The 14,191-nt window shown below is 38.9% G+C and carries 9 protein-coding genes; 2 read left to right on the top strand and 7 right to left on the bottom strand.

Annotation, left to right across the window (positions count from 1 at the left end; translation table 11 throughout):
* Position 1 precedes the first annotated feature (1 nt).
* From cps4B to LG369_RS01555, 5 genes are all read right to left on the bottom strand, one after another.
* Positions 2-733, bottom strand: a complete 732-nt coding sequence (gene cps4B, locus LG369_RS01575) for a capsular polysaccharide biosynthesis protein Cps4B (RefSeq protein ID WP_225750033.1) — start codon at positions 731-733, stop codon at positions 2-4.
* A 1-nt stretch (position 734) separates the two neighbouring features.
* Positions 735-2,183 carry an LCP family protein gene (locus LG369_RS01570; RefSeq protein WP_225750032.1) on the bottom strand — a complete coding sequence of 483 codons (1,449 nt, stop codon included), beginning with the start codon at positions 2,181-2,183 and terminating at the stop codon, positions 735-737.
* A 192-nt stretch (positions 2,184-2,375) separates the two neighbouring features.
* The gene (locus tag LG369_RS01565; protein ID WP_225750031.1) at positions 2,376-4,334 is read right to left on the bottom strand and encodes a peptide ABC transporter substrate-binding protein; all 1,959 of its coding nucleotides are present in this window, start codon (positions 4,332-4,334) and stop codon (positions 2,376-2,378) included.
* 161 nt (positions 4,335-4,495) lie between these two features.
* On the bottom strand, positions 4,496-6,463 hold the full coding sequence (locus tag LG369_RS01560) for a peptide ABC transporter substrate-binding protein (RefSeq protein WP_049496038.1): 1,968 nt from the start codon (positions 6,461-6,463) through the stop codon (positions 4,496-4,498).
* A 168-nt stretch (positions 6,464-6,631) separates the two neighbouring features.
* Positions 6,632-8,242 (bottom strand): glycoside hydrolase family 13 protein, encoded by a 1,611-nt coding sequence (locus tag LG369_RS01555; protein WP_225750030.1) that lies wholly within the window; start codon positions 8,240-8,242, stop codon positions 6,632-6,634.
* A gap of 148 nt (positions 8,243-8,390) precedes the next feature.
* On the opposite strand from LG369_RS01555, the gene LG369_RS01550 reads away from it, so the two are divergent.
* Complete coding sequence (locus tag LG369_RS01550; RefSeq protein ID WP_074324987.1) at positions 8,391-9,875, top strand: DUF1846 domain-containing protein; 1,485 nt, start codon at positions 8,391-8,393, stop codon at positions 9,873-9,875.
* A 157-nt stretch (positions 9,876-10,032) separates the two neighbouring features.
* Entirely contained in the window at positions 10,033-11,508 is a 1,476-nt protein-coding gene (locus tag LG369_RS01545) for a M protein trans-acting positive regulator PRD domain-containing protein (protein ID WP_225750029.1), read from the top strand.
* 77 nt (positions 11,509-11,585) lie between these two features.
* Here LG369_RS01545 and LG369_RS01540 read toward each other — a convergent pair whose 3' ends face one another.
* Together LG369_RS01540 and glmS are read right to left on the bottom strand one after the other, a co-directional pair.
* On the bottom strand, positions 11,586-12,113 hold the full coding sequence (locus LG369_RS01540) for a hypothetical protein (protein WP_070678996.1): 528 nt from the start codon (positions 12,111-12,113) through the stop codon (positions 11,586-11,588).
* Between the two features lie 104 nt (positions 12,114-12,217).
* Positions 12,218-14,026, bottom strand: a complete 1,809-nt coding sequence (gene glmS / locus LG369_RS01535; RefSeq protein WP_225750028.1) for a glutamine--fructose-6-phosphate transaminase (isomerizing) — start codon at positions 14,024-14,026, stop codon at positions 12,218-12,220.
* Positions 14,027-14,191: the final 165 nt, after the last annotated feature.

Genomic DNA, 14,191 nt, shown 5'->3' with positions numbered 1-14,191 from the left:
CCTATAATATTTGATTTTTAATCACTTTTGCAGGATTGGTTGTGAAAAGCTCACGGGCTTTTTCTTGGCCGTACTTTTTACTAACCAATTCGTAGGCTTCCTTCATATAAGGTCGTCGATCAATTAGGTTATGCATGTCACTTGCCACGATATGAACTAGATCTCTATCTAGAAAATAGCGAGCTCGTTTTTTCATAAACTTATAGGTATCACCAAATAGTTTTGGCTTTAGAATACTTGAACTATTAATTTGCGTGTAACATCCCATATTGATAAGCTCTCTCACTCTTTTTTCATCATTTTCCAAGGCGTGGTAGCGTTCGATATGAGCAATCACAGGCGTTATTCCTAACATGAGAACCTTAGACAAGGCGCTGTGAATCTCACGATAAGGTGTATTCATGCTAAATTCGATCAAAGCATAACGAGTGTCATTGAGTTTTGGGATGATATTTTGTTCAAGTTTTTCTAAAACATCACTAGAAAAGTAAATCTCAGCTCCGTACACGATATTCAAATCTGGTGCAATTTCTTGAGCCAACCGTTTGACTTCGCTAAAATTAGCTGCAATTTTGTCTTCTGGTGTTTCAAACATCCCTTTTCTACGATGAGAGGTCGAAACAATAGTACGTACACCTTGTGCGTAAGCTTCCTCAAGGAGGGCCTTGCTCTCAGCTTTATTTTTAGGTCCATCGTCAACATCGAAAACAATATGTGAATGAATATCAATCATCTTAGTTTCCTTCCATGGTATCTTTAATGGCCACCTTAACAGTCTCCAAGTTTGTTGGATCGATTTCCAACATGTAAAGATTGCTATCTGGCATAGCGTAAGATGGAAGATCCATACGTCCAGTCCCTTTCAAATCTTGATTAGTAACGGTATATTTCCCACCGCTTGCCAACTGAGTATTGACAAGACTAACCATTGTTTCTGGCGGCATATTGGTTTGAATCGAATCCTGCAAACTTTGAATAATACTGTCATAGTTTTTCAATGATTCTGTCGAGGTTAATTTCTGGATAATCGCCGCAATGACTTTTTGTTGGTTACGACCACGATCCCCGTCACCATTAGCAAGCGAATAGCGTTCACGAACAAATCCCAAAGCTTGCTCAGAATCCAAATGAACATTTCCGACTGGAAAATGATATTGTCCATGACGCGATGTGAATTCTTGGTCGTTATAGACATCAACACCTCCGAGAAGGTCAATCAACTTCAAGAAAGAGGTGAAATTAAGTCGAGCATAGTAGTTCAAGTCGATACCGTAAAGATTTTCTAAGGTATGGATAGAAGCATCTACGCCATAGATACCCGCATGCGTCAACTTATCATTTTGGTTATTCCCGCCATCCGCGATAGGGACATAAGCATCCCTAGGAGTTGTCGTCAAGAGAATCTTCTTGGTATCTTGATTCACTGTCATGATGATATTGACATCTGAGCGTGAAACAGAACTGATAGGACCATAGGTATCAATCCCGCTGATGTAGACATTGAAAGAATTTCCTGTAGCTACCTTAGGCGCTTCCACTTTCTTGGTCAAGTCCTTGGTATAGATTTTTTTGATCTTTTTAGCATGGTCAGGATATTCCTGTTCAATCAGATTTTCAAAAACGCTGTTTAAGACAATTGCTTTGGTTTCTCCATCTAACAAACTCTTATAGGATGCTAGGTAAGAAGAAGCTTCCTCAACTGTCAATTCCTTGCTTTGAGTTGTTTTAATGTCATCTATCAATTTTTGAATATTCTCAGCATCTGTTCCTGTTGGAGCAGTTACACTAGAAAGTTGAGAAACGTTATTAATCTCACTGTCTGCTAGCACTGCCACACTCATAGAGTAGCTTGAATAATTTGAAGTTGCATTAAATTGATTGGCGAGCCCTACAAATCGATTGACAGCTACTAATGCTACCGAGCTAAATAAAACTGAGAGCAATAGGACTATCAAGGTGAACACCTTGGCTTTGCGCTTAACTATCAACAAGAGGGATAATAATGCTATGAGCACTAAAGCTACTGCCAAGATAATATTAAAATAGCTGACCGCTAAAATATGATATTTAAAAATCAAAAACAATAAAAAAGAAGCTAGAACAGCATAGATTAGCAACAAACCTACATTTAAACTTTGCTGAAATTTACCAGATTGACTTTTTTTTATACGCCTATTCTTCATGGAATACCTCTTCAAAACATTTTAGTTTAATTATATCATAAAGCACCTCTAAAGACTATCTACATAATCCAAGGAAGCACTTGTTTTTTGTAAATATTTTTAGTTAGTGCATATTTATTATCATTTCTCTATGTTTTGTGTTTCCAAAACACAATCAAAATAAAAATAGAGCTTTTAAAAGCTCTATTTTTATTATTTAACGTGACTTTCGAATTCTTTTTGACTCTTTTCAATTGATTTTTTACGTTCTTGTTCCCACTTGGCTTTGGCTTCGTCAAATTGAGCGGTCGTTACCACTTCGGTTTGCAATTTCATGTACTTATAGTTGCTTCCAGTCCCTTTGATTCCGACAAGTGAGTAGGCACGAGTGAAAGGTGTCACACGTGTCACTGATGCCCCACCACCATTTGAATTTACAGGGAGCAATAGCGAACTATCAATCAGCCAAGCTTGTGCGTCTGCATAATTTTCATAACGTTTGGCTACGTCTGTATTTTCTGCATCTGCCGCTTTCAATTTTTTAGTATATTGGTCCAATCCGATATTTGCAATCTTATCAGTATCCTTGCTTGGATCAAGTCCTAAAATCTTAAGATAGAATCCATCCTCAGCATTGAAAGGATTGAGATAAGTCGATGGATCTTGGTAGTCTGCAGACCAACCATCCAAGTTCAAGTCATAGTCATGATCAGCTGTGGTTGGCGCTTGGAATGTCGCATTAGCATAGTCTTCTGTTGAAATTTGAACGACATCAATCACTACATTTTCTGCCCCAAGAGTTGATTCGACAGATTGTTTAAGCGAATGAATCTTTGGAAGCAAGGTTTTGTTAACTTGGTCTACAGGCAAATCCAAATGAATCGGGAAAGTTACACCTTGTGCTTCTAATTCTTTCTTAGCCTCTGCAAATTGAGCTTGTGCTTTCTCTTTGTTGAAGTAACCATCTTGGGCGTCTTCAAGATTCATATTTGCCCACTGTGTACCGTAGTTTACCAACTTAGATGAAACGGTCTCACCAAAAGTCTTGTCACCTACTTGCACGAAAGTTGGTGGCACAAGTGTGTTACGAAGAGTGTTTTTAGCTGCTTCCTCTCCATTAGACTGAGCCGAATAAGCTGTACGGTCAATTGCAAAGTTGATTGCTTGACGGAAATTTTTATTTAAAATCGCAGCTTGGGTAGCTTGTTTTTGCTCATCGCTAGTCTTAGCTGTATGATTGTATGTTTGGCGATTAACGTTAAAATTATAGTACCAAGAAGTCGCATCCTGCAAGCTATAGACGATGTTTTCCTTGTATTTTTCCTTTGTCTTAGCAAAGTTTGAACTATTTGGGTAGACACCAGCAGACGAGTAAGCTCCGCTTTCGAAATTGCGGATCGTCATATCTTGGTCAGAACCATCAACATAAGCCAATTTAACTTTTTCAATCGTTACTTTTTCTTGGTCGTAGTAATGCGGGTTCTTCATGTACTCAAGAGATGATTTTGATGTAAATTCTTTTAACAGATATGGACCGCTATAAAGAATACCATCTGGTTTTAATTCTCCAAATTCTTTACCTTTAGAAGTCAAGAACTCTTCATTGACTGGAAAGAGGATACTATTGGTTGTTTTAGAGTTCCAGAATGGTTCTGGACGTGTCAAAGTATATTGGACAGTGTAATCATCTACAGCTTTCACACCAACATTTGAAAAGTCAGTGTTTGCGCCTGTCACATAATCATCTAATCCCTTGATTGAGTTCTGAATCAAATCGAGAGCTTGACTCTTGTTATCAGCTGCATACTTGATACCTGTGACGAAATCTTGTGCTTTAATTGGGGCATACTCTTCCCCGTCAGCCGTGAACCATTTAGCATCTTGACGAAGTTTATAAGTGTAAGTCAAACCATCCTTTGAAACACTCCAATCTTCTGCAAGAGCAGGAATGAGATTTCCATAATTGTCATTTTCAAGCAAACCATCTACCAAGTTGGTTACAACAGCGGTATTATCACCAGAGTAGTCCAACAGGTAGTTGAAGGTTGTTGGATCGGCACCAAATGTTGACGAGTAGGTTTTAACATCTGACGCTGACTTCCCACACGCTGTCAATAAGACCGCCGCAGCAAGCGTCAACCCCGCTCCAATCAGTCGTTTTTTGAGTTTCATGATTCATTTTCTCCTTAAATGTTAGGTTTTATGACATATAGTTATTCTATCAAATTTCGCCCCAAAAGTAAAGTTATTTAATTATTTGCCCTCTCGTCAGTATATGAAAAAAAGAAAGAAATCCCTCATAAAATCAGGATTTCCTTCATCGTTGTTTAAGATTATTTAACGTGATTCGCTAACTCTTTTTGATATTTAGCATTTGTTTCAAGTTTCTCTTTTTGCCATTTCTTGAGAGCTTCTTCGTATTCTTTAGTGGTTACAATATCATTTTGCAACTCTAAACCTTTAAATACAAACGGATCTCCCTTGATACCAACTTGAGAGTAGGCTTTCGAAAATGGTACTGTACGACTAACTGTAGGAGAACCTCCTGAAGATGCTACAGGAATGAGGAGTGAACTATCAGATACCCAAGCCTGTGCTTTCGCATATTTTTCATAGCGTTTGTTAAGGTCGGTTGTTTCTGATGCTGCATCATCCAAGAGTTTCTTGTACTCATCAAGACCAACTTGTGCCATGACTTCTGGATCTTTACCTTTTGTGATACCCAAGTGTTTAAGGGCAGAACCCTTCTTAGCATCCAAAATATTTAGATAGGTAGCTGGATCTTGATAGTCTGGTCCCCAACCAGTTCCGTTCAAGTCATAGTCTTTTTGAGAAGGAACCTTAGCTTGAGAAGTAATACTCATTTTCTCATTATCTGTCATTTGAAGCACATCTATGACAACATTTTCAGTTCCAAGCGCTGCTTCGACAGATTGTTTGAGGGAGTTGGTTTGTTGAACAGCAATGACATCTGTCTGTTCAACTGGAATATCCAAATGGATTGGGAAGGTTACACCTTTAGCTTGCAATTCTGATTTTGCTTTTTCAAAGGCAGCTTTTGCTTTTGTTGGATTGTAAATAGTGTCTTTACCATCTGTCAAAGCTACATCTTTCCACTGGTCTCCGTATGTTACTAATTGTTCTTGAGCCAATTCACCGAAGGTCTTTTCACCAACCTGAACATAGTCATAAGGTACAAGACTGGTACGGATAATCTTGTCCGCTCCTTCTTCACCATTCATCTGAGCAGAGTAAGAATGACGGTCAAGAGCAAAGTTGATTGCCTGGCGGAAGTTTTTGTTGAGAAGCGCTTCTTTTGTAGAAGTCTTTTGTGCTTCATCTGTCTTTGCTGTTTTATTATAAGACTGACGATTCACGTTGAAAGTAAAGTAATAGCTGGTCGCTTCTTGCGGACTATAGACAATCTTATCCCCATATTCTTGCTTAGTTGAATCAAAGTTTGAACTTGTTGGGAAGAGACGAGCTGTTGTATAGGCTCCTGATGAGAAACTACGAATCAATGATTCTTGGTCAGATCCATCGTAGAAAGTAAGTTTGACGTGGTCAATCTTAACATTGTCTTTATCCCAATAATTTGGATTTTTTTCATACTCGATCACTGATTTTGAAGTGAAGTTCTTCAAAATATATGGTCCATTATAGAGAATACCTGAAGGTGTTGCTGCACCATAATCTTTACCTTGAGAATTCAGGAATTCTTCGTTAACTGGGAGCATAGTCGCTGTTGTTACCTTAGAATTCCAGAAGCTTTCTGGTTGGTTCAAGGTGTATTGAACAGTGTAGTCATCAATTGCTTTAACTCCAACTGTTGAGAAGTCATTGCTTTCACCACTGACATATTCTGCTAAACCTTTGATAGAATCTTGGATCAGACTTAAGCCATCTGACTTACCATCAGCAGCATGCTTCAAACCAGTCACAAAGTCTTGGGCTTTGACCTCGGCGTACTCCTCACCTTCAGAAGTATACCATTTAACACCTTTACGTAGTTTGTAAGTATAGGTCAAACCGTCTTGTGAAACCGACCAGTCTTCAGCAAGAGATGGAATCAAGTTTCCGTATTTGTCATTTTCCAAGAGTCCGTCGACCAAGTTAGCAATGACGTCCGATGTTGAACTCTTACTAGTAACGCTATAGTCCAATGTTGATGGATCAATGGCATATACGTATGAAAATGTTGTAGGAGCATCTGCTTTTTTCTCTGTCTTTCCACAAGCCGCTAAAAGAAGAGCTGCACTCATCGTTATCCCTGCTACTGCGAGCAACTTTTTCGATTTCATCGGTATTCTCCTTTAAAATACTATTTTTCACCATTATACCCTATTTTTTTATAAAAGCAAGGGTTTTCATGCAATTTTTTAGAAAATTCAAAATAATATTTTTTTAAGAAATTTCTACACTTATTTTAGAAAAAACTCAAGCATCTTGGATACTTGAGTTTTTTAAGTTTAATTGGCCAATTCGACACAGAATGCATCCCAAGGAGCTAGTGTTAGTTGCTCGAGCTTTTCTTGAACCTCGGTGTTAGCAACCAAGATTGATTTGAGAACCCCATTAAAGTGAAATTCTTGTTCTTGATTTGAGAGGTTAGCTACTACTAGGAAACGACGTTCCCCGTCCTTGCGAATATAGGCAAAGACTTTCTCAGCCGTTTCTAATAATTCAAAGTCAGCTTGAACTAGCCAGCTGTTTTCTTTGCGAATCTGAACTAATTTTTGATAAGTATAGAAGATGGAATCTGGATTTGCTAAAGCCTCTTCTACATTAATCTTCGCATAGTTTGGATTGACTCCTAACCATGGTTTCGAGCTTGAAAAACCAGCGTAGTCTGTAGTATTCCACTGCATTGGGGTACGCGCATTATCACGTCCAATCACACGAATGCTATCCATAATTTGCTCTAGCGGTACACCTTGTTCTAGCGCTTCTTTGGCATAGTTGATAGATTCAATATCTTCTACTTGCTCTAAACTTTCAAATGGGAAATTGGTCATACCAATTTCTTCGCCTTGGTAAATATAAGGTGTTCCTCTCATAAGATGAAGTAAGATTGCAAAGGCTTTGGCGGATTTTTCACGGTATTCTTGGTCATTTCCCCAGATAGAGACGATTCGTGGAAGATCGTGATTATTCCAGAAAAGGGAATTCCAGCCATCCTCAACTCCTAATTCTGTCTGCCACTTGTTGAAAATCTCTTTTAATTTCCCAACATTTAGCTCTTTTTGGTAATGCCACTTAGGTTGTCCTTCCTGATACTGAAGACAGATATGTTCAAACTGGAAGACCATAGACAACTCTTGACCTTCTGGATTCGAATATTTCTTGGCCTCTTCTGGATTTGCTCCCCATGTCTCCCCTACTGTCAAGAGCTCTTTGTCGCCGAAAGTAGCCTGATTCATTTCCTTGAGGTAGGGATGGAGCATGGGACCATTGTTGACAATCTTTTGATCAGGAATTTTCCCAATCATGTCAATAACGTCCATACGAAATCCACCGATCCCTTTATCAATCCAGAAATTCATCATTTCATAGATTTTTTGGCGGAGCTCTTCGTTTTCCCAGTTAAGGTCTGGTTGTTTCTTACTGAAAAAGTGTAGATAGTATTGACCAGATTTTTCATCATATTCCCATGCAGAACCACTAAAAGTAGAGGTTAAATCATTGGGTTTATCTCGCCAAATATAGTAGTCTCGCTCTGGACTTTGGGGATTTTCACGCGCTTCGATAAACCAAGCATGCTCATCGGATGTATGATTGACAACCAAATCCATAATGATTCGAATATCTCGTTTTTTGGCTTCAGCAATCAGCTGGTCCATATCTTCCATAGTTCCAAAGATAGAAGCGATGTCTTGGTAGTTGGCAATATCATAACCATTGTCATCCATAGGGCTATCATAAACTGGTGAAAGCCAAATTGCTGTAACTCCAAGCTTAGCTAGATAATCTAACTTGCTAGTAATTCCAGGTAAATCACCAATCCCATCTCCATTACTATCCTTGAAACTTTTTGGATAAACTTGATAAACAACTGCATTATGCCACCATTCTTCTTGCATATTTTCACCTCTTTTAAATTCACTTTACTCCATCATAGACTTTTTTTATGTTTTGTGCAAGCGTTTGCTTTATCTTTTTTCTTACTTTTATTACTCTCTAGTTTCTTATCTTCTATTTTTTTTATATAATAGAAATAGAGGTAAAAAAATGAAAAAACAAGCTTTTAGTTCTGAAAAATATCTAAATTTACAACGCGACCATATTTTGGAGCGTATTAACCAGTTTGACGGCAAACTCTACTTGGAGTTTGGAGGCAAGATGTTGGAGGACTTCCACGCTGCCCGTGTCCTTCCTGGATATGAGCCAGATAACAAAATCAAACTCTTGCAAGAGTTGAAAGAACAAGTCGAAGTTGTTATTGCCATTAACGCTAGCAATATCGAGCACTCAAAAGCTCGTGGTGACTTGGGTATTTCTTACGACCAAGAAGTGCTTCGTTTGATTGATAAATTCAATGAACTCGGTATCTTTGTTGGTTCAGTTGTCATTACTCAATATGCAGGCCAACCGGCAGCTGATGCCTTCCGTAATCAATTAGAGAAAAATGGGATCGACTCTTATCTTCACTACCCTATCAAGGGGTATCCGACAGATATGGATCACATCATCTCTCCTGAAGGTATGGGGAAAAACGACTATATCAAAACTAGTCGTAACTTGATTGTTGTGACTGCTCCTGGGCCTGGTTCAGGTAAGTTGGCAACTTGTATGTCCAACATGTACCACGACCAACTGAATGGTATCAAATCTGGTTATGCTAAGTTTGAAACCTTCCCAGTTTGGAATCTACCTCTCCATCATCCAGTTAACCTGGCTTATGAGGCTGCTACAGCAGACCTTGATGATGTCAACATGATTGACCCATTCCATCTCCAAACTTACGGAGAAACTACAGTCAACTACAATCGTGATATCGAGATTTTCCCTGTTCTCAAGCGTATGCTCGAACGTATCTTGGGTGAATCTCCTTATGCCTCTCCAACTGACATGGGTGTAAATATGGTTGGTTTTGCAATCACTGATAACGATGCTGCAATTGAAGCATCGAAACAAGAGATTATCCGTCGCTACTACCAAACAGTTCTCGACTTCAAGGCTGAAAAAGTTGCTGAGTCTGCTGTCAAGAAAATCGAACTTCTCATGAATGATCTCGGCATCACGCCAGCTGACCGCAAGGTTGCTGTTGCCGCTCGACAAAAAGCTGAAGAAACAGACGGGCCTGCTCTAGCACTTGAGTTACCTTCTGGTGAAATTGTCACTGGTAAGAACTCGGAACTCTTCGGTCCAACAGCAGCTGCTGTGATTAATGCTATCAAAAAGTCAGCAAACATCGATGCTGAAACAAAATTAATTGAACCAGAAGTGGTGAAACCGATTCAAGGTTTGAAAATCAATCACTTAGGTAGTCGCAATCCACGTCTTCATTCTAACGAGATTCTCATCGCTCTTGCAATCACAGCTATGCAGAATCCTGATGCAGACCGTGCTATGAAAGAACTCGGGAACCTCAAAGGAAGCGAAGCTCATTCTACGATTATCTTAACAGATGAAGACAAGAATGTTCTCCGTAAATTGGGAATTAACGTAACCTTTGATCCATACTACCAATACGATCGTTTATATCGTAAGTAGATTGAAGACTAGTAAGAACTTCTTATCAAGTATCACCCCTCTTCGATAGACTTCGAATCTCTCTTAAGGGGTGACTTTCTTTTATGCTAGAATTCTGACAATCTCCAATTATCTTCTTTTCTAATTATTCTAACATTACTTCGGGAGTTTATTAAAAATGAGAGAATTACTCAGTCAAAAAGAGCAAAGGCAATTAACGATTTTAGAATATTTGTTTGAAAATCCTGATTGGATTTACCTAGATGATTTATCTAAAACCATTGGACACAACGCTCGCATCATTAAAAGTGATATCAAAGAATTACGTGAAATCTTTCCTGATTTTGATATTCGACACTCAACTGCGGGGATTATGATGGTGAATACGAAAAATAATGGCATCGAGCGAATTTACCAATATTTTTTACAGACGTCTGAGTATTTTCAAATTTTAAAAGCATTTTTCCTTTTGGACAGCCCCTTTACCTATGAGCATCTTGCCGAATCTCTGGATATTTCCCTTCCTTCTTTGAGAAAGAAAATTGCGGATATCAATAAGACACTTGATGGAACTTACCGCTTCAAGCTCAAGGTAACCCCAATCTCTATTATTGGAAATGAAAAAGATATTCGATTTTTCTTCTCCCAATTTTTCCACGAAGCTTATAATTTTCTGGACTGGCCCTTTGAGGAGGTTAAGGAAGAAAAAATAAATGATTTTGTCTCTTTCTTCATCAATTTGGCGAAATTCCCTGCAAAATATCAAAATCTTTACCAAATCAGAACGCAGGCTACAGTCGATTTGCACCGAATGAAGAGAGGATATTTCGTTCAGTTATCAAAACAAAACATTTCCTGGTTAAATCCTATTTTCGACCAACTACCCGATTTTCAACATCAGTTACAAGAATTGGCCCAAGCACTTAACATTGATATCAATCCGGAAAATCTCTATCAAATCTTCAGTCCATTTGCTGAACCTAGTCTCTTCTTCACAGTCGAAGACTTTCTAGCTGCTCGTCAATCTGACGAAAAAGTTAATTTGTCCTATCATGCTGCACGAGACATTCTGGACAACTTAACTCGAAGATTTAGTGTTCAATTTTCAAATACGGATACTTTAATTTGGAACTTGCACAATACTGCCTTACTCGAGCGAAGAGAAATCAACTCCGAATCGATCATTTCACAAAATAAAGACTATACACTTGGAAAGATTAAAAAATTCTTCCCTAATTTTTATGAAGCAACAGTCTTTGAAATGATGCGCTATAAGAATATTATGGGACAAAAGGAGAAGATACCTGCTCTTTCTCACCTGATCTACACGCTGTTCACTCACGCAGAGGGGCTTACAGATCAATTATTTGAACATAAAAAGAAAGTCAAAGTCTTAGTTCTCAGTGAGTATGACTTTGCTCATCCAGAATTCTTGATATCTCTCTACGAATTCCATACTTCAAATAACATCCAGTATGAAACTTGGGATAAAGAAACCCTAAATATCGAAGAAATTAGGCAAAGTGACTATGACGCTATTATCACTAATTTTGATATTAAAGAAATCGATAATAAGCGAATCATGAACATTAGCCGACTATCTATTCTGCAAGTTGTCAACGAACTCAATAAGATTTCTATGCAAGATTTATAATTTTAAAAACCTCCTAGAAAGAATCTAGGAGGTTTTTAGTAATCTATGTTTTTCTAAAGAATCATGAGCCAATCACATTATTCAAAATCAACAGTATTATTCTTAATCACAAGCTTGGTATGAGCTGTTATATATTGTCGGTCAAGGGTTGTTGTAACTTCCCCTTCACCATTTATAATATGCCAAGCTCCATCTTTATGAACCACCATAGCAACTTCTTGTTTGTTTTTATCTTCATTCTTAACAGCCAAGGCATAGGCGTCATCGACCCCTTCTAGCAAGAGTTCTTTGTTGCTACTGAGTGTCAGTAGATAATAGGCTCCGTCTCGAACACCAATATCGTATTGTTGATTCACAAATATGGTTTTGTCGTAGCTAGGTCTTGGTTCAGAAGTCCCTGATCCATTTCCAAGAATACTTTTAAAAGTACTTTTTTGTTTTTCTGACTCTGCCTGTTCTTGAGATTTGATAAATTCCTGAACTGCAGCAATCTTTTCACTCTCTTGTTTCTTTGCAGCTCTCATTTGATGAATAATGACAGTCCGAATCAAAAACGAACTTGCTAACAAGAGTCCTATGATAGATGAAATTTTCCCCTTTTTCATTTCCGCTCCAATCTCCTTATACTTCACTATTAACGACTTTTCTATAGTATAACAAGATTTTTATAGGATGACAAGAAATGTTGGCATTTAGTAACAGGACTTCCTTATTCTACCGTTACAGACTTAGCAAGATTACGTGGTTTATCCACATCGAGTCCACGGTGTAGAGTTGCAAAGTAAGCGACTAGTTGCGTTGGTACGACCATTGAGATTGGTGAGAGGTAAGGGTGTACGGTCGTAAGAACGATATCGTCTGTATCTTTGGCAACATTTTCTTCTGCGATTGTGAGTACCTTAGCACCACGCGCTGCCACTTCTTGGATATTTCCACGAGTGTGGTTAGCAAGAACTGGGTCTGACAAGAGGGCTAAAACAGGTGTTCCCTCTTCAATCAAGGCAATGGTTCCGTGCTTGAGTTCTCCAGCCGCAAAACCTTCACATTGGATGTAAGAAATCTCTTTGAGTTTGAGACTGGCTTCCATGGCTACATAGTAATCTTGACCACGTCCGATGTAAAAGGCATTACGTGTTGTTTCAAGAAGCTCACGAACTTTACTATCAATCAATTCTTTTTCTGAAAGAGTTGATTCGATAGACTGAGCTACGATTGACAATTCGTGAACCAGGTCAAAAGCTTTGGCCTTTTCATTCCCATTTGCTTCACCGACTGCTTTTGCAAGAAAGGCAAGGGCTGCGATTTGCGCCGTATAAGCCTTGGTTGAAGCTACGGCAATTTCAGGACCTGCATGAAGCGGCATAGTATGGTTGGCTTCACGAGAAAGAGTGGATCCTGGCACATTTGTCACTGTCAAGCTTGGAATCCCCATTTCATTGGCCTTGACCAAAACCTGACGGCTATCAGCTGTTTCACCAGACTGGCTGATAAAGATAAAGAGTGGTTTTTTGCTGAGAAGTGGCATACCGTAGCCCCACTCAGATGAAATTCCAAGTTCAACTGGTGTATCCGTCAACTCTTCTATCATCTTCTTAGATGCAAATCCAGCGTGATAAGATGTTCCAGCTGCAAGAATATAGATGCGGTCTGCATCTTGAACAGCCTTGATGATAGCTGGATCTACGACTACTTGACCAGCCTCATCAGTATAGGCTTGGATCAACTTACGCATCACCGTTGGTTGCTCATCGATTTCCTTGAGCATGTAGTAAGGATAAGTTCCCTTACCGATATCAGACAAATCAAGTTCAGCAGTGTAGCTAGCACGCTCACGACGATTGCCATCATAGTCTTGAACTTCAACGCTATCAGCTTTCACTATTACTAACTCTTGATCATGGATTTCCATGTATTGGTTGGTTTCACGAATCATAGCCATAGCATCTGAGCAGACCATGTTATAGCCTTCTCCAAGACCAATCAAGAGTGGTGATTTGTTTTTCGCTACATAGATGACATCTGGATTTTCAGAGTCAATCAAGGCAAAAGCATAAGAACCACGGATGATATGAAGAGCTTTTTTGAAGGCTTCAAGTACTGACAAGCCGTCTTCTTCTGTAAATTTTCCAATCAAGTGAACAGCGATTTCTGTATCTGTTTGTCCCTTGAAGTTGTGTCCTGCAAGGTATTCTTCCTTAATTTCAAGATAGTTTTCGATCACCCCATTGTGGACTAAGACAAAACGTCCTGTCTCAGAGCGATGTGGGTGAGCGTTATCTTCTGTTGGTTTTCCGTGAGTGGCCCAACGAGTATGTCCGATACCAGTTGTTCCCTCAACCCCAGCTGTCTTAGCAGACAATTCTGCGATACGACCAACAGCCTTGACCAAATGGCTCTCAGCACCACCTAGAACAAAAATCCCCGCAGAATCATAACCACGGTATTCGAGTTTTTCAAGTCCTTGAATCAAAATGTCAGTTGCATTTGTGTTTCCAACAACACCAACAATTCCACACATAGTATATACGACACAGACCAGCTGTGCTTTCTCCTTAAAATTGGTATAGTCTGATTTTCTGTTTTTAGAATCAGCGAAAACAGTATATACTTGTTTCTTTTACTTGTCAAGAATAAAAATTGGTATAGTTCAATTGCTTTTAAACAGCAAACAAAAAACCATTCA

It is taken from the genome of Streptococcus sp. Marseille-Q4154 (genome assembly GCF_916700545.1).
GTDB lineage: Bacteria > Bacillota > Bacilli > Lactobacillales > Streptococcaceae > Streptococcus > Streptococcus infantis_I.
Note: the sequence above shows the minus strand (reverse complement) of the source record. Positions and strands in the feature narration are given on the sequence as shown.